Annotated in this window: 16 protein-coding genes and 1 tRNA gene; 15 read left to right on the forward strand and 2 right to left on the reverse strand. The window is 45.8% G+C overall.

Annotation, left to right across the window (positions count from 1 at the left end):
- Positions 1 to 9 precede the first annotated feature (9 nt).
- The 10 genes from AB4371_RS01025 to luxS all read left to right on the forward strand — a co-directional run bounded on the left by AB4371_RS01025 (position 10) and on the right by luxS (position 10999).
- Positions 10 to 86, forward strand: a tRNA-Arg gene (locus AB4371_RS01025).
- Between the two features lie 375 nt (positions 87 to 461).
- On the forward strand, positions 462 to 719 hold the full coding sequence (locus AB4371_RS01030) for an oxaloacetate decarboxylase subunit gamma (RefSeq protein ID WP_004741884.1): 258 nt from the start codon (positions 462 to 464) through the stop codon (positions 717 to 719).
- A 31-nt stretch (positions 720 to 750) separates the two neighbouring features.
- The gene (gene oadA / locus AB4371_RS01035; RefSeq protein WP_017059560.1) at positions 751 to 2526 is read left to right on the forward strand and encodes a sodium-extruding oxaloacetate decarboxylase subunit alpha; all 1776 of its coding nucleotides are present in this window, start codon (positions 751 to 753) and stop codon (positions 2524 to 2526) included.
- Between the two features lie 9 nt (positions 2527 to 2535).
- Positions 2536 to 3666 (forward strand): sodium ion-translocating decarboxylase subunit beta, encoded by a 1131-nt coding sequence (locus AB4371_RS01040; protein ID WP_019825842.1) that lies wholly within the window; start codon positions 2536 to 2538, stop codon positions 3664 to 3666.
- A gap of 171 nt (positions 3667 to 3837) precedes the next feature.
- Positions 3838 to 4791 (forward strand): NADP-dependent oxidoreductase, encoded by a 954-nt coding sequence (locus AB4371_RS01045; RefSeq protein ID WP_048605767.1) that lies wholly within the window; start codon positions 3838 to 3840, stop codon positions 4789 to 4791.
- A 6-nt stretch (positions 4792 to 4797) separates the two neighbouring features.
- Complete coding sequence (locus AB4371_RS01050; RefSeq protein ID WP_017059555.1) at positions 4798 to 5259, forward strand: YqaA family protein; 462 nt, start codon at positions 4798 to 4800, stop codon at positions 5257 to 5259.
- A gap of 9 nt (positions 5260 to 5268) precedes the next feature.
- Positions 5269 to 8127, forward strand: coding sequence for a M16 family metallopeptidase (locus AB4371_RS01055; protein ID WP_372148661.1), 2859 nt, complete (start codon positions 5269 to 5271; stop codon positions 8125 to 8127).
- A 99-nt stretch (positions 8128 to 8226) separates the two neighbouring features.
- Entirely contained in the window at positions 8227 to 9795 is a 1569-nt protein-coding gene (gene gshA / locus AB4371_RS01060) for a glutamate--cysteine ligase (RefSeq protein WP_372148664.1), read from the forward strand.
- Between the two features lie 10 nt (positions 9796 to 9805).
- On the forward strand, positions 9806 to 10456 hold the full coding sequence (locus AB4371_RS01065; RefSeq protein ID WP_017629422.1) for a hypothetical protein: 651 nt from the start codon (positions 9806 to 9808) through the stop codon (positions 10454 to 10456).
- A 24-nt stretch (positions 10457 to 10480) separates the two neighbouring features.
- Complete coding sequence (gene luxS, locus AB4371_RS01070) at positions 10481 to 10999, forward strand: S-ribosylhomocysteine lyase (protein ID WP_372148666.1); 519 nt, start codon at positions 10481 to 10483, stop codon at positions 10997 to 10999.
- Between the two features lie 115 nt (positions 11000 to 11114).
- Here luxS and AB4371_RS01075 read toward each other — a convergent pair whose 3' ends face one another.
- Both AB4371_RS01075 and AB4371_RS01080 read right to left on the reverse strand, forming a co-directional pair.
- A complete protein-coding gene (locus AB4371_RS01075) occupies positions 11115 to 12386 on the reverse strand; it encodes an HlyC/CorC family transporter (RefSeq protein WP_017063233.1) in 1272 nt (423 codons plus the stop codon).
- A gap of 125 nt (positions 12387 to 12511) precedes the next feature.
- Positions 12512 to 13306, reverse strand: coding sequence for an inner membrane protein YpjD (locus tag AB4371_RS01080; protein ID WP_019825854.1), 795 nt, complete (start codon positions 13304 to 13306; stop codon positions 12512 to 12514).
- Between the two features lie 200 nt (positions 13307 to 13506).
- Between AB4371_RS01080 and ffh the strand changes: the two genes are divergently transcribed.
- The 5 genes from ffh to rplS all read left to right on the forward strand — a co-directional run bounded on the left by ffh (position 13507) and on the right by rplS (position 17121).
- Positions 13507 to 14901 (forward strand): signal recognition particle protein, encoded by a 1395-nt coding sequence (ffh, locus tag AB4371_RS01085; RefSeq protein ID WP_010435884.1) that lies wholly within the window; start codon positions 13507 to 13509, stop codon positions 14899 to 14901.
- 212 nt (positions 14902 to 15113) lie between these two features.
- Positions 15114 to 15362, forward strand: a complete 249-nt coding sequence (gene rpsP / locus AB4371_RS01090) for a 30S ribosomal protein S16 (protein WP_004410028.1) — start codon at positions 15114 to 15116, stop codon at positions 15360 to 15362.
- 24 nt (positions 15363 to 15386) lie between these two features.
- Positions 15387 to 15941 carry a ribosome maturation factor RimM gene (gene rimM / locus AB4371_RS01095; RefSeq protein WP_372148668.1) on the forward strand — a complete coding sequence of 185 codons (555 nt, stop codon included), beginning with the start codon at positions 15387 to 15389 and terminating at the stop codon, positions 15939 to 15941.
- 26 nt (positions 15942 to 15967) lie between these two features.
- A complete protein-coding gene (gene trmD, locus AB4371_RS01100) occupies positions 15968 to 16708 on the forward strand; it encodes a tRNA (guanosine(37)-N1)-methyltransferase TrmD (RefSeq protein WP_017061056.1) in 741 nt (246 codons plus the stop codon).
- A 59-nt stretch (positions 16709 to 16767) separates the two neighbouring features.
- Positions 16768 to 17121 carry a 50S ribosomal protein L19 gene (gene rplS / locus AB4371_RS01105; protein WP_004735514.1) on the forward strand — a complete coding sequence of 118 codons (354 nt, stop codon included), beginning with the start codon at positions 16768 to 16770 and terminating at the stop codon, positions 17119 to 17121.
- The last annotated feature ends 268 nt before the right edge of the window (positions 17122 to 17389 follow it).

A 17389-nucleotide genomic window follows, 5' to 3' on the forward strand; every position in this document is an offset into this window, starting at 1 on the left:
TAAAACCGTGCGCTCTTAGCTCAGCTGGATAGAGTACCTGGCTACGAACCAGGCGGTCGGAGGTTCGAATCCTCCAGAGCGCGCCACATTATTAGAAAAAGCCTCGTTTATACGAGGCTTTTTTTATGTTTGCTGCAAATTTGTTGCGACAATGTTAAATTTGTTCGTTGTTTAACTTGTTGTATTTAAAGTAGTTCTTGATTGCTTCTTTGTTATTCCACCTTTCTCATATCAATTCCCAGAAAAGCCCCGTTTAAGTCACAGTTTAAATATCTAAAAATGACGTATTTGACAGATTTATGTGATCTGATAGGCGAATAATTAACCTTATGTGTGCGTTATCCGTAACAGAACCTTAAACAAAATTGACAAACTTTTACCAATCGAGATAATCCATGGGTCGGGATCACTATTCGCTGAAATCCTGTACGTATGTCAGGATGACGAAGAAAGGAAGCAACATGACTAATATTGGAAGCCTGCTAGGAGATGCGGCGACTCTAATGATAACGGGGATGTCCGTTGTCTTTATTTTCCTAACTATTCTAGTTTACCTCGTTCGGTTGATGTCAAAACTGGTACCAGAAGAAGTACCAGAGCCGATCGCAGCACCTAAAAAAATTCAAAAATCACAATCAAACCCTTCAGCTGTTAGTCCACAGGTAGTGGCTGCAATTTCGGCCGCGGTTCATCAATACCGTGCGTCTACTGCTAAGTAGTATTTAAAGGATTAAAAAGGAGTTTATGAGCATGTCTAAACCACTAGCTATCACAGATGTGGTACTTCGTGACGCGCACCAGTCACTATTTGCTACTCGTATGCGTATCGAAGATATGCTGCCAATTGCGGCAGAACTGGATAAAGTCGGTTACTGGTCACTTGAGACTTGGGGCGGCGCGACGTTTGATTCGTGTATCCGTTTTCTTGGCGAGGATCCATGGGAGCGTTTGCGTGAGCTGAAAAAAGCGATGCCAAACACACCAATGCAGATGCTACTGCGTGGTCAAAACCTATTGGGCTACCGTCACTACGCGGATGATGTAGTAGAAAAATTTGTTGAACGTGCCCATAAAAACGGCATGGACGTATTCCGTATCTTTGATGCGATGAATGACGTGCGTAACTTTGAAAAAGCAGTGAAAGCAACGATCGACGTTGGTGGCCACGCTCAAGGTACGTTGTCTTACACAACCAGTCCGGTCCACAATTCAGATACTTGGGTTGATTTGGCTAAGCGCCTAGAGGACCTAGGTTGTCACTCACTATGTATCAAAGATATGTCAGGTTTATTAAAGCCGTATGAAGCAGAAGAGCTGATTACACGTATCAAAGCATCGTGTGACGTTCCTCTAGCACTGCATAGCCACGCGACAACTGGTCTATCGACTGCAACAGCGGTTAAAGCCGTTGAAGCGGGTATCGACATTCTAGATACCGCTATTTCTTCAATGAGCTGTACTTACGGTCATACGCCAACCGAAACGGTTGTTGCGATGTTAGAAGGTACAGAGCGCGACACGAATCTTAAACTAGACCAAATCGAACCCATCGCGGCTTACTTCCGTGATGTACGTAAAAAGTACGCGAAATGGGAAGGTCAGCTAAAAGGTGTCGATTCTCGCATCTTAATCGCTCAAGTTCCTGGCGGAATGTTAACTAACATGGAAGGCCAGCTTAAAGAGCAAGGCGCCGCCGATCGCATGGATGAAGTTCTAGAAGAGATCCCACGCGTACGTAAAGAGCTTGGTTACATTCCTTTAGTAACACCAACTTCTCAGATTGTCGGTACTCAAGCGGTTATTAACGTCTTAACGGGCGAACGCTATAAGAGCATCACGAAAGAGACTGCTGGTCTACTGAAAGGTGAATACGGTCAAGCTCCTGCTGAAGTGGATGCTGAACTGCAAGCGAAAGTTCTAGACGGTGCAGAGCCGATTACTTGTCGTCCTGCTGATTTACTTAAGTCTGAAATGGATACGTTAACGACGGATCTGTTAGAGAAAGCGAAATCAGAGGGTATCTCTCTAGCTGAAGATACGGTTGATGATGTACTGACTTACGCGCTCTTCCCACAAGTGGGTCTTAAGTTCCTTAAGAACCGTCGTAATCCTGAAGCATTTGAACCTGCACCAACGCTAGAAGTTGCGGCTCCAGTTGCTGCAGCTCCTGTACAAGCTTCTGGTGGTATTGAAAGCTACAGCGTGAAGGTTGATGGTCAAGTTTACGATGTTGAAGTTGGCCCACAAGGTGAACTGACATCGGTGGCGCCATCTGCAAAACCTGCTCAGGCTGCACCAGTAGCAGCGTCTGACGCTGAAGCGGTTCCAGCTCCATTGGCGGGTAACATCTTTAAAGTAAACGTTCAGGCGGGTACTGAGGTTTCTGAAGGCGACGTTCTACTAATCCTAGAAGCGATGAAGATGGAAACGGAAGTTCGTGCTGCTCGTGGTGGTATCGTTCAAGAATTGAATGTTAAAGAAGGCGATGCAGTTACTGTAGGCGCTCCACTACTAAGCTTAGCGTAAGGGAGTACCATGGAAGGATTGATGACCTTATGGTCTGAAACAGGGATTGCGAACTTTGAGTTCGGCCAGATCTGTATGATGCTGGTTGGTTGCTTACTGTTGTTTTTGGCAATTCGTAAAGGATTTGAACCGTTACTTCTACTGCCTATTGGTTTTGGTGCTGTATTAGCAAACATTCCAAATGCTGGGTTTACTGATCCAGGTGGTTTGCTCTACTACGTCTACTACATTGGTATTGAGACAGGTATTTTCCCACTGCTGATCTTTATGGGTGTTGGTGCGATGACGGACTTCGGTGCGTTGATTGCGAACCCTAAAACGTTGTGGCTAGGGGCTGCGGCTCAGTTTGGTATCTTCGCGACGCTATTTGGCGCGATCTTGCTGAACTACGTTCCAGGAATGGAGTTCTCGATGGCCGATGCTTCGTCAATTGCGATCATTGGTGGTGCCGATGGCCCAACTGCGATCTTCTTGGCAAGCAAGTTATCTCCGGATCTTTTAGGTGCCATTGCAGTAGCGGCTTATAGCTACATGGCTTTGGTTCCTATCATTCAGCCACCAATCATGAAAGCGTTAACGTCTCCTGAAGAGCGCAAAATTAAGATGGCTCAACTTCGTCACGTTAGCAAAGCCGAGAAGATTCTTTTCCCGCTTGCTGTACTACTGATGACGATTTTGTTCCTACCTTCAGCAACACCTCTAGTTGGTATGTTCTGTTTGGGTAACTTAATGCGTGAAGCGGGTGTGGTTGATCGCCTTTCAAAAACAGCTCAAAACGAACTGATTAACGTTGTAACTATTTTCCTAGGTCTAGGGGTTGGTTCTAAGCTTCAAGCGGATACGTTCTTGAACTTAGAAACACTGGGTATTCTAGGTTTAGGTGCGGTCGCGTTCAGTATCGGTACGGCGGGTGGTGTATTGATGGCTAAGGTGTTGAACCGATTCTCGAAAGAGGACATCAACCCACTGATTGGCGCAGCTGGCGTATCGGCGGTTCCAATGGCGGCACGTGTTGTGAACAAGGTTGGTCTTGAGGCAAACCCTCAGAACTTCTTATTGATGCATGCAATGGGTCCGAACGTAGCCGGTGTACTTGGTAGTGCGGTTGCGGCGGGCATTCTATTAGCTCTCGTGGGCTAGTGGATTTGCTGGGTCATGTATCGTTACGTTAATTGGTCGTCAATTTACGAATGAGCGGTTAACTTAGCCTTATTAAATGGTTTATAGTCAAAGGGATGCTTTCGCATCCCTTTCTTTTTATTAATTAGGGTGCTTGCTCACTAGGGCTTTTATCAATCAAGGAAATGTGGAATGGAAAATAAACAGATTGCGATTACTCAATTCGGCGGCGTCGAAAACCTAAGTATTCAAACCAGTGCGATCCCTGAGCCTAAGGCTGGAGAAGTGGTGGTTAAAGTTTCCTTTTCAGGCATTAATCCGATTGATGTCAAAACCCGAGCGGGTCTTGGTTGGGCGGCAGCACAAAACAAAGATAACCTGCCTTGGGTGCCTGGCTACGATATTTCAGGGCAAATTGTCTCGCTAGGCGAACAGGCTGAACGCTTTACTGTTGGTGATAACGTGGCTGGCTTTATTGGTTTTCCACTGCAAGGTGGCGGTTACAGCCAATATGTGTGTGTTCCAGAAGCTGCATTAAGTATGGTTCCTGATTCTGTCACTCTAGAAGCGGCAGCTGCATTACCACTTGCGAGTCAAACAGCGGCACAAGCGCTCAACAAAGCCGAAGTGAAAGAAGGCGACCGCGTGCTTATTTTAGCGGGCGCGGGCGGCGTTGGTCACCTTGCGGTTCAAATTGCAGTGGCAGCAAAAGCTGAGGTTTACACAACCTGCAGCGAAGCCAATCTTGATTACCTTGCGACGCTAGGTGCTCACGCGATTAACTATAAGTTTGCGCCAGCATCAGAAAGAGTATCTGATGTCGATGTGTTGATTGATTTGGTCGGTGGCGATACCGCGCTTGATGCATTGAAGTGCCTAAAAGATGGCGCGCGAGTCGTGACTGTGCCGACTCTATCTGCAGAACTTATCTGCGAAAAAGCCACACTATTAGGTTTTACTGCATCAGGCATGCTGGTTGAACCAAGCCCTGAGCAAATGGACACTATGCTTTACATGGTCAGTGTCGGATTACTCAAAACAGAAATTCAAGGTATCTACCAATTAGACGAGGCGCAGTCGGCGCACCTGCAGGTTGAAACCGGACACACCAGAGGCAAGGTGCTACTTAAAATGCAAGAAAGTTGATAGGCAGTGTTAGAATTTTTTAACTCCCTTTTTGAAAATATCGCGCTGTGGTTCTCGGACTCGGCGCTGTGGGTACTCTTCATTAGTGGCTTCTTGAGTGCCACGTTACTCCCCGGTGGTTCAGAAGCTAGCCTTGTGGCTGCATTGAGCTTAGATCAGTTTTCAACCTCATCGATCATTCTGGTGGCGACATTAGGCAATACCTTAGGCGGCCTGACTAACTATTGGATTGGTTTGTGGTTGCCTAATCGAACTCAATCTGAAAAGCATGGTCATAAGGCTATGGCTTGGCTGAGTCGTTATGGCTACTGGACACTGTTATTTAGTTGGTTACCGATCATTGGTGACCCTTTGTGTCTCGCTGCGGGTTGGCTAAGAATGAAATTCATCCCTAGCGTTATTTTGATAGCGATTGGCAAAGCCGCTCGCTATAGCTTACTTGCTGCTATCTACTTCGGTTTTTTCTAAGGAGAACCTATGAAAAAGGTTTTACTTGGTACATTTTCTCTTATCGCCATTGCTGGCTGTTCTTACAATGTACCTAGCTCAACGCCCTTCTTTTCCTCGTTACCTGAAGGTGTCACTCTGTTAGAAGAGGTTAAGTCCTCTAAAGATAAAGTGGTGATTCCTTACACCAAGTATCAGCTTGAAAACGGTCTGACAGTTATTCTTTCCCCTGATGATTCCGATCCGTTGGTGCATGTTGATGTAACTTATCACGTCGGTTCAGCACGTGAAGAGATAGGCAAGTCGGGATTTGCTCACTTCTTTGAGCACATGATGTTCCAGGGTTCAGAGAACGTTGGTGACCAACAGCACTTTAAGATCATTACCGAAGCGGGTGGCTCGTTAAACGGCACGACCAACCGTGACCGCACCAACTATTTTGAAACTGTTCCTTCTAACCAACTTGAGAAAATGTTGTGGTTAGAATCAGACCGAATGGGCTTCTTGTTGGATGCTGTTTCTCAGAAGAAATTTGAGGTTCAAAGAGGCACGGTCAAGAACGAGCGAGCGCAGAGCTACGAAAATCGTCCTTACGGCTTGATGTGGGAACGCATGGGCGAAGCGCTTTACCCTGAAGGTCACCCTTACTCTTGGCAACCAATCGGCTATGTTGAAGATCTTGACCGTGTTGACGTGAATGATCTTAAAGCGTTCTTCCTGCGTTGGTACGGCCCAAACAATGCCGTGTTAACGATTGGTGGTGATATCGACGTTGATGACACGCTAGAATGGGTTAACAAGTACTTTGGTTCAATTCCTCAAGGCCCTGAAGTGAAGGCGGCAGAGAAGCAACCTGCTGTTCTAACAGAAGATAAATACATCACCTTAGAAGACAATATTCGTCAGCCGATGGTGCTGGTGGGGTGGCCAACAACGTATCGCGGTGAAGAGACGCAAGCTTCACTGAATGCATTGTCTAACGTGTTAGGTTCAGGTACCAACAGTTACCTATATCAAAACCTCGTAAAAACGCAGAAGGCCGTCAGCGCTGGCTCTTTCCATGATTGTGCTGAGTTGGCGTGTACCATGTACGTGTATGCAATGGGCAACTCAGGTGAAAAAGGCGATTTGACGGTTCTCAATAAAGAGCTGATGGATACCCTGGAGCAATTCTCGAAAGAGGGCGTTGAGCAAGAGCGTTTAGACCAGATCACTGGCATGGCCGAAGCGAATGCTGTTTTTGCATTGCAAAGCGTTAAAGGTAAGGTGTCGCAACTCGCGTCGAACCAAACCTTCTATGGTCAGCCTGATCGCATTGAATCACAACTCGATCAAATCCGAGCGGTGACGCCTGAGAGCGTGAGCAAGGCATACCAAGATTTCATCGAAGGTAAGCACAAGGTTACCTTGAGTGTGGTTCCTAAGAAAAAGCTCGATTTGGCGGTTCGTGAAGCGACCTTTACCACGCCACCACGTACGTTGCCGGAATACAGCAAGGTGACGGAAGATCAACTGGATTTCAGAAAGGCACCGGATACCTTTGATCGCAGTGTGATGCCAGAAGTGAACTTTGGTGTTGAGGCGACCATGCCTGAGTTGTACCGCATGTACTTTGCAAATGGCACTGACTTAATTGGTACCGTGACCAGTGAAACGCCGACAGTACAGCTGCAAATTCAATTGCCTGCAGGCGAACGCTATGTTCGCAAAGGGCAAGAAGGCCTAGCGAACCTAACGGCTTCGATGATGGAAGAAGGCTCAACTAAACGAACCGTTGAAGAGTTACAAGCGACCTTAGATAAACTTGGTAGCAGCGTGAGCATTAGTGCGGGCAGCTACACCACAGATATTTCAGTCTCGACGCTAGAGAAAAACTTGCCTCAAACCTTAGCGATTGTGCAAGAGGTTCTATTCGATCCTAAGTTCGATGAGCAAGATTTTGAGCGCGTTAAGAAACAGATGCTAGAAGGCGTTGTGTATCAGCATCAGCAGCCAAGCTGGATGGCTTCTCAAGCAACCCGTGAAGTGCTGTTTGGTGACACTGTTTTTGCTCGTGCAAGTGATGGTACTAAGGAATCTCTATCGAAATTGACCTTAGACGATGTGAAAAAATTCTATGCGCAACATTACACACCAGAAGGTGCCAATATTGTTGTGGTGGGAGACATCTCGAAGAAAGAGGTAGGGAAACAGCTACAATTCTTTGAAGAGTGGCAAGGCGATGCGGCACCATTAACGCGTCCACAGATCGTTAAAGAGCTTTCTGGTCAGCACCTGTACTTAGTTGATAAACCGGGTGCGCCGCAAAGCATTGTTCGCTTGGTTCGTAAGGGCCTGCCGTTTGATGCGACGGGCGAATTGTATTTGAGCCAGTTAGCTAACTTTAACTTAGCGGGCAACTTCAATAGCCGTATCAACCAGAACCTACGTGAAGACAAAGCCTACACTTACGGTGCAAGCGGTTACTTCGCAAGTACTCGTGAAACTGGCGCAGTGGTATTTAGCGCGCAGGTAAGGGCGAATGCGACGGTTCCATCGATTCAAGAGTTTATTAATGAGCTGAATGAGTTTAGCCAAAGTGGATTAACTGACGAAGAGGTGAAATTTATGCGCCTTGCCGTCGGTCAACAAGATGCACTTAAATACGAAACGCCAAGTCAAAAGGCGGGGTTGTTGAGTAATATTGTTGCATTGAGCCTTGATGAAGATTACCTACAACAGCGTAATCAGATAGTTGAAACGGTTTCAAAAGAGACCTTAAACGAGCTATCTAAGAAATGGTTTGACCCGAATGATTATCAAATAATCGTTGTTGGTGACGCGACTTCGCTTCGCCCGCAATTAGAAAAGTTAGATATTCCAATAGAAGAGCTTGAAATCATTCGTTAGAGTACACATTAAAGGGGGAGGGAAGAGACTCTACTTTTCTCCTCCAACCTAATTTATGATAGTTCTAATCAGAACAATATAAGATAAGTGAACTGAATTTTGACTGATTTTGCTGCGCGACTAAAGCAAGTTGCAACCAACCCTAAGACCTTCTCTCAATTTGGTCGTGGTGTTGAAAGGGAAACATTACGCTACACGGAAGATGGGCACCTTGCTACTGGGCCGCACCCTGAGGCTTTGGGATCTGCGTTGATGAACGAATGGGTAACGACCGATTTCTCTGAGTCGCTACTGGAATTTATCACGCCTGTTTCTAACGACGTTCCGACGCTTTTGAATCAGTTGTCTGATATCCACCACTTCACGCAAACCAAGTTAGACGGCGAAAAACTATGGCCGCTTTCTATGCCTTGTTACGTTGGCAGTGAAGATTACATTCAGCTAGCGCAATACGGCACCTCGAATAACGGTAAGATGAAGACCCTATATCGTGAAGGCCTAAAACGTCGTTACGGTAGCCTGATGCAGATTATCTCTGGTGTTCACTTCAACTTCTCTTTCCCAGAAAGCTTTTGGGATAGCCTGTTTGGAGAGCAAACTGAAGAAGCGCGTTGTGAATCTAAGTCAGATGCTTACTTTGGTTTGATTCGTAACTACTACCGCTTTGGTTGGTTAATCCCATACTTCTTCGGTGCTTCACCTGCGCTATGTTCTTCTTTCATCAAAGGAAGAGAGACAAACCTGCCTTTTGAAAAGATTGGCGAGACACTGTATCTGCCAAAAGCAACGGCACTGCGCCTGAGCGACCTTGGCTACACGAACAGTGCGCAAAGTGTGTTGAAGATTGGTTTCAACAGCCTAGACCAATACCTTGAAGGTTTGAATCAAGCGATTCGCACACCATCAGAAGAATTTGCCGAGATTGGCACTAAGGTTGATGGTGAATACCGTCAGTTGAATAGCAACGTACTGCAAATTGAAAATGAGCTTTACGCTCCAATCCGCCCTAAGCGTGTGGCGAAGAGTGGTGAGAAACCATCTGAAGCATTGGCACGCGGTGGTGTTGAGTACATTGAGGTTCGTTCTTTAGATGTAAACCCATTCAGCTCAATTGGTATCAATGAGCAGCAGGTTCGCTTCCTAGACTTATTCCTAACGTGGAGTGTGCTAACGGACTCTGCTGAGATGGATAACTGCGAGCTTGAATGCTGGCGCGATAACTGGAACAAGGTGATCCTACAAGGTCGTCAGGTTGGTCTAGAGCTGCAAATCGGTTGTCATGGTGAGCGATTGTCTCTGCAAGATTGGGCGAAGCGTGTCTTCAAAGATCTGCGCTCTATTGCCGAGATGATGGATGCAGAGCAAGGTGGCCGCGCTTACCAAGAAACGTGCGATACGCTTGAAACTTGGATTGATAACCCTGAGCTAACTATTTCTGGCCAGTTGCTAGAAGAGACCAAAAAATTGGGCGGCTTAGGTAAAGTGGGTTGCGCGTTAGGTAAAACGTACGCTAAGCAACACAAAGCGCACCAATACAAAGTATATTCAGCTGAGTTGATGGAAGCAGAAGTTCAACGTTCTGTGATTGCTCAGCAACAAAGTGAAGAAGCAAGCACTCAAGATTTTGATAGCTTCTTAGCGGATTATTTTTCGTATTTAAAAGCATAGCGAGACTTTGGTGGAAAGGAAGCAAGCCTTATTAGGTCAGCCTACTCGAGTGAGTAGTAAATGGTTACCTGTAGTGACTGTTGGTGTTGTCTCTAGCCTGTTGGTTGGATGTGCAACGCCACCGCCAAAGCAGCAAGATAATTTGTGTAGCATCTTTCGAGAGCACCCTTCATGGTATGAAGATGCCTTGGATATGCAAGAAGAATGGGGAACGCCGATTAACGTTGCGATGGCTTTTGTGAAACAAGAGAGTAGCTATCGTCATGATGCGCGCCCACCTAAAGATTACATTCTTGGCTTTATACCGTGGGGGCGTGTAAGCAGTGCCTACGGTTATGCACAAGCTCAAGATCCTGCTTGGGAAGACTTCCAAAAGGCGACCAATAACGGTGGTTCAAGAACCAACTTTGATGATGCATTGATGTTCATCGGTTGGTATACCAGCGAGACGCGTCGTCAATTGGGCATCTCACTATGGGACCCATATAACCAATACCTGGCTTATCATGAAGGCCGTGGTGGTTATAAGCGTAAGTCATACAACAGCAAGCCATCGCTAATTAAGGTGGCGCGCAAAGTCGAACAGCAAGCAAAAGATTATGGATGGCAGCTGAAACAGTGCCGCAAAGAACTAGAAGACAATCGAAGCTGGTTTTTCTAAAGCCAGCCGTCATGGAGAAGAGCAATGCCTTTATTAGATAGTTTCACTGTTGATCACACACGCATGAACGCACCTGCCGTTCGTGTTGCTAAAACAATGCAAACCCCAAAAGGGGATACCATCACTGTGTTTGACCTGCGTTTTACTGCGCCAAACAAAGACATCCTATCTGAGAAAGGTATCCATACTCTAGAGCACCTATATGCTGGTTTCATGCGTAATCAATTGAACGGTTCAGATGTAGAGATCATCGATATCTCACCGATGGGCTGTCGCACTGGTTTCTACATGAGCCTGATTGGTACGCCTACAGAACAAAAAGTGGCTGACGGTTGGTTGGCAGCGATGCAAGACGTACTGAAAGTTGAGAACCAGAATAAGATCCCTGAGCTGAACGAATACCAATGTGGTACCGCGGCAATGCACTCTTTGGATGAAGCGAAAGAGATCGCGAATGCGATCATCGCTGCAGGCATCTCTGTAAACAAGAATGATGAACTGGCACTGCCAGAGTCTATGCTGCAAGAGCTTAAGATCGACTAGTCATTGATAGCTACCCTAGATAGGGCGAGTTAGATACTAAAAGGCCCGGTTCAATGAACCGGGCCTTTTTCGTCAACGTATTTTAGGGCGAGACAGAGATTCAGTGATAACTCAGTTAGCCGTTCACGATCTGTGGGAACACGCGAACCAGTTTGATGCGGTTCTCTTCAAGCTCAACAATTTCCATTGGGTGGCTGGCAACCTGAACACTCAGGTGACTCTCAGGAATATCTTCAAGATGTTCCAGTATCAAACCATTCAGCGTTCTTGGGCCATCGGTAGGCAGTGCCCACTGTAAGCCTTTGTTGATATCTCGGATATTGGCACTGCCTTCAATCAAGAAGCTGCCATCGCTTTGCGGAGTAATCTCTTCAGATAAGCTTGGGGTGATTGAGGTGGTAAACTCACCTACGATCTCTTCTAGAATATCTTCTAATGTAACCAAACCATTGATGTCGCCATACTCATCAACAATCAAACCGATGCGCTGCTTATTGCGTTGAAACTTAAGCAGTTGAATATTGAGTGGTGTCGCTTCAGGAATAAAGTAGATCTCATCCGCGGCACGCAACAGGGTTTCTTTATTGAATTCGTTCTTTTCAAGCATCAGACGGTAAGCTTCACGCAGCCTAAGCATACCAACCACTTCATCTATCTGGTCACGGTAGAGAACCACACGACCATGAGGAGAGTGGGTCAGTTGGCGAACAATCGATTTCCAGTCGTCATTGATGTCGATACCAGTTATCTCATTACGCGGCACCATGATGTCGTTCACGGTGACGTGCTCTAAATCCAGAATAGACACCAACATATCTTGGTGACGTTGAGGGATTAAGCTACCGGCTTCATTTACCACGGTTCTAAGCTCTTCTGAACTCAAGTGGTCGGTTGCATCATGGCTGGCTTTAACGCCTAAGATACGAATGAAGCCGTTGGTAATGAAGTTCACTAAGATCACCAATGGTGACAGCACCTTCATCAGTATCATCAAAAGGATACTGCTCGCGTAAGAGACACGTTCAGGAAATAGAGAAGCGATGGTTTTTGGTGTTACCTCGGCGAATACGAGGATCACGAGAGTTAGGGTACCGGTAGCGATAGCCACACCGATATCCCCGTAGATGCGCATACCAAGAATAGTAGCGATCGCAGATGCAAGAATGTTGACGAGATTGTTGCCGATGAGAATGAGGCCAATCAATCTGTCTGGGCGGTTCAGAAGTTTTTCTACGCGTTTGGCACCTTTATGACCCGTATTGGCCAAGTGCTTTAAACGGTAGCGGTTCAAGGACATCATGCCCGTTTCGGAACCAGAGAAATAACCAGAAATTACAATGAGACACGCGAGTAGCGCAAATAAGATACCCGTTGATATGTCGTCCAAAACTATTCTTTTCCTATTTGTGTATCTTGATTAATTTATGACCGAACATGGTCGAGATGTCAATTGAATCTAACGGACTCAATATTTTAAAGGCAAGGTGTGAGACCTTGCCTTTATTTTACAGACTAGTTCAGGATGATTTCTTGAACGAAGCGGCTACCGAAGTAGGCTAATGTGAGCATGCTGGCGCCCGCAAGTGCGAACCAAGTGACTTTCTGTCCACGCCACCCTTTTTGGTAGTGACCCCATAAAAGGATGGAGTAGATAACCCAAGCGATAAAAGACAACACCGCTTTGTGCGCCTTTCCTTGAGCAAACATATCTTGTACGAAGATAAGGCCAGTCAGCAAAGTACCCGTTAATAAACCATTACCAATCAGAATGATCTTGAAAAGCTGTCTCTCTACCATCATTAAAGGAGGTAGGTTAGGGTTAATCACTAAGGCTTTTTTCTTTTTAAGCTTGTGATCAAGCCACGCGAGTTGCAAGGCGTATAACGCACCGATAGTCAGCGTCGCGTATGAGAACAAGGCCAAAGAGATGTGTACGAGCAGTTTCGGGTCATTCTCTAGATGTTTGATGAAGGTACTTGGAAGAAACGTTGCTGCCATGAGGTTAAGCGCTGCGAAACTATAAACAACAGGCAAGATGAACCACAAGCGGGTTTTGAGCATTGCACCGCTCATTACCACAGATATGATTAAACTGATTAATGAAGCAACGTTCAAGATACTGAGGTTTTGGCCACTGGCATTAAAAATCAAATCGCCAAGCAACCAAGCATGGAAAGCTAGAGCAAGTAATGCGCTGATAAACACCGTTTTTACACGGATTCCTGTTTGGTGCACGAGACCTGGAATGATCGTGGAAATCGCCATTGTATAAAGAAAGGCTGCTGCGATCGCAATAAGACTGTCCATGGTATCCATTTTAATGATTACTAATTGGCGAATTATACCTCGCATCGCTCTTTGGGGCTATGGCGAACCTCATTCAATTCCAAGTGAATAATGTCTCACATCACAAGCACGGATGATTAACGCTCTACAACGGGTATGACTCTAATCCGCGCTAATGTATACTCACAGTAATAGTCGCAGTTTTGAGCGAAGAGAAAACTATGTTTGATAATTTAACGGATCGTCTATCCAAAACGCTGAAGAACATCAGCGGTAAAGGTCGTCTGACCGAAGACAATATTAAAGAGACGCTGCGTGAAGTACGTATGGCGCTACTTGAAGCCGACGTTGCACTGCCCGTTGTCCGCGATTTTGTTAAGCGCGTAAAAGAAGGCGCTGTGGGTGTTGAGGTTTCTAAATCTCTAACGCCTGGTCAAGAATTCATTAAGATCGTTCAAGCTGAACTTGAAGCGGTGATGGGTGAGTCTAACGAGGCTCTTAACCTAGCAGCGCAGCCGCCAGCCGTTATCTTAATGGCGGGTCTACAAGGTGCGGGTAAAACCACATCGGTAGGTAAGCTATCTAAGCTTCTAACTGAGCGTGACAAGAAGAAAGTCTTGGTTGTGTCTGCCGACGTTTACCGTCCAGCGGCAATCAAACAGCTTGAAACGTTAGCAAGCGATGTTGGCGTAGACTTCTTCCCATCTTCAGCTGATCAAAAACCTCTTGATATTGCAAACGCTGCAATCGACCACGCGAAGAAGAAATTCTACGACGTGCTACTTGTCGATACTGCGGGTCGTTTGGCTATCGATGAAGAGATGATGGGCGAGATCAAAGAGCTTCATACTGCAATTAAACCAGTCGAGACACTGTTCGTTGTTGATGCAATGACAGGTCAAGATGCTGCGAACACTGCAAAAGCCTTTGGTGATGCGCTACCACTAACCGGTGTTATCTTGACGAAAGTTGATGGTGATGCGCGTGGTGGTGCTGCTCTGTCTGTTCGTCATATCACAGGCAAGCCGATTAAATTCTTGGGTGTTGGTGAAAAGACTGACGCACTAGAACCGTTCCACCCAGATCGTGTTGCTTCTCGTATCTTAGGTATGGGCGACGTACTGTCTCTTATTGAAGACCTACAGAAAAACGTTGATACCGAGAAAGCAGAGAAACTGGCAAAGAAGTTCAAAGAGAAGAAAGGCTTTGACCTTGAAGACTTCCGTGAACAACTAGGTCAGATGCAAAACATGGGCGGCATGATGGGCATGATGGATAAGCTTCCAGGCATGTCTCAGCTACCAGATAACGTTAAAGATAAAGTTGATGACAAGATGTTCAAGCAAATGGAAGCGATCATCAACTCTATGACCATGAAAGAGCGTCAACGCCCTGACCTAATCAAAGGCTCTCGCAAAAAGCGTATTGCCGCTGGTTCTGGTACACAGGTACAAGATGTAAACCGTATGCTTAAGCAGTTCACCCAAATGCAGAAGATGATGAAGAAGATGCAGAAAGGTGGCATGAAAGGCATGATGCGCAACATGCAAGGCATGATGGGCGGCGGTGGAGGTATGGGCGGAATGGGTGGTGGCTTTAACCCGTTTGGTCGATAATCTACAAATGTAAGCTTTAGCTACGTTACTTTTCATAGTGTTAGCCGTGTCACAGAAAGTGTACGGCAGCTATGTTGGTGAAAAAATAGCTAAAGCCCTTGCATTGCACCGGAATAAGAGTAAAATTCCGGGGCTTTAATTTGGCACGAGACCCCAAGCTATTTACTTATACTTGGGGTTAATTATTTTATTAAGAAAGCAAAGAGGACGACATGGTAACCATTCGTTTGGCACGTCACGGTGCAAAGAAGCGCCCATTTTATCAAATCGTAGTTGCGGATAGCCGTAACGCTGCAACTGGCCGTTTCATCGAGAAAGTAGGTTTCTTTAACCCTACAGCTCAAGGTCAAGAAGAAGGTCTACGTCTAGACCTAGATCGTGTTAACCACTGGGTTGGTCAAGGCGCATCTCTATCTGATCGTGTAGCTAAGCTAGTTAAAGACGCTCAAAAAGCGGCTTAATTCTTTTTTAAAGAGAAATAGCTTATGTCGATGAAGGGTAAAGAAACTATGAGCGAGCAAAATAATAGAATTGTCATGGGTAAACTTGGGTCTACCTATGGTATTCGTGGCTGGCTCAAAGTGTTCTCCTACACAGACAATGCTGAAAGCATATTTGATTACAGCCCTTGGTATTTAAACCTAAAGGGTAAGTGGGTTGAGTACAAAGTTGAGAGCTGGAAACGTCATGGCCAAGGTTATGTATGTAAGCTAGCGGGATTAGATGTTCGTGAAGACGCGCAACTGATGACTAACTTTGAAATTGCTATTGCCCCTGCTTCGTTACCTGAATTGTCAGAAGATGAATTCTACTGGCGCGAATTGTTCGGTATGCAAGTTTTTACCACTAAAGGTTACGACCTTGGTGAGGTCACTGACCTATTAGAAACTGGCTCGAACGATGTTCTAGTAATCAAAGCAAATCTTAAAGATGCTTTTGGCCAAAAGGAACGGTTAGTACCGTACCTTGAAGAGCAAGTGATCAAGAAAGTTGATCGCGAAGCTCGCCGGATCGAAGTTGACTGGGATCCTGGATTCTAACTCCAAATTACAGAGCGAGAGAACACATGTGGGTTGGCATTATTAGCCTTTTTCCTGAAATGTTCCGTTCTGTTACTGATTTTGGAGTAACAGGTCAAGCGGTTAAAAAAGGTCTTTTATCTATTGAGACATGGAATCCTCGTGATTTCACTCATGATAAACATCGCACTGTTGATGACAGACCTTACGGTGGTGGTCCTGGCATGTTAATGATGGTTCAGCCTTTGCGCGACGCTATCACAACGGCCAAGCAAGCAGCACCGGGAAAGACGAAAGTTATCTATCTTTCACCTCAAGGTCGTAAACTCGACCAGAAAGGTGTTGAAGAGCTGGCAACAAACGAGAATTTACTTCTTATTTGTGGTCGCTACGAAGGGGTAGATGAGCGCATCATTCAATCTGAAGTTGACGAAGAATGGTCGATTGGAGATTTTGTGATGACGGGTGGCGAACTGCCAGCCATGACGCTGATTGATTCAGTATCTCGGTTTGTTCCGGGTGTACTTGGAGATTTCGCTTCAGCAGAAGAAGATTCTTTTGCAAATGGTTTGCTAGATTGTCCCCATTATACGCGCCCTGAGGTGCTAGACGATAAAGATGTACCATCGGTACTCAAGTCTGGAAACCATAAGGACATTCGTCGCTGGCGATTAAAACAATCGTTGGGCCGAACTTGGCTAAGAAGACCAGAACTCCTGGAAAACCTAGCTCTGACTGACGAACAGGAACAATTACTGGCTGAATTCATTAAAGAGCAACGCTCTTAACGAAAAGCAAGCAGTAACCTATTAAATTTAGTATCAGTTTATTCTAGGAATTTATACAAATGAGCAACATCATCAAGGCTCTTGAAGAAGAGCAACTAAAATCAGACCTTCCTAAATTCGCACCAGGTGACACTGTTGTAGTTCAGGTTAAGGTAAAAGAAGGTGACCGTGAGCGTCTACAGGCTTTCGAAGGCGTTGTAATCGCTATTCGTAACCGTGGTCTACACTCTGCATTCACAGTTCGTAAGATCTCGAACGGTGAAGGCGTAGAGCGTGCGTTCCAAACTCACTCTCCAATGGTTGATAGCATCGAAGTTAAACGCCGTGGTGCAGTACGTCGTGCCAAGTTGTACTACCTACGTGAGCGTTCTGGTAAGTCAGCTCGTATTAAAGAGAAGCTTACTAAGAAGTAATTCTTTTTGCATTCTATCGATAAAAGCGGAGCCATTTGGCTCCGCTTTTTTGTGTCTGTTATTTGGAGCTTAGCAGGTAAGAGATCCCCAATTCGCTCGTACCTCACTCTTGAGGATGACAAACCAGACGAAACTCATATTTAACCGTCATTCCCTAGACTGACGAAGGAAGGAGTAGGGAATCTCTACTATCGCCGTGTTATAGGCAATAAAAAAGGATTGACGTTAAACGCCAACCCTTCAAAATTTACTCGCTACTCGCTACTCG

Origin of the sequence: Vibrio sp. 10N.261.51.A3 (genome assembly GCF_041471965.1) — a bacterium.
In the GTDB taxonomy this organism is placed as follows: Bacteria; Pseudomonadota; Gammaproteobacteria; order Enterobacterales; family Vibrionaceae; genus Vibrio; species Vibrio crassostreae_C.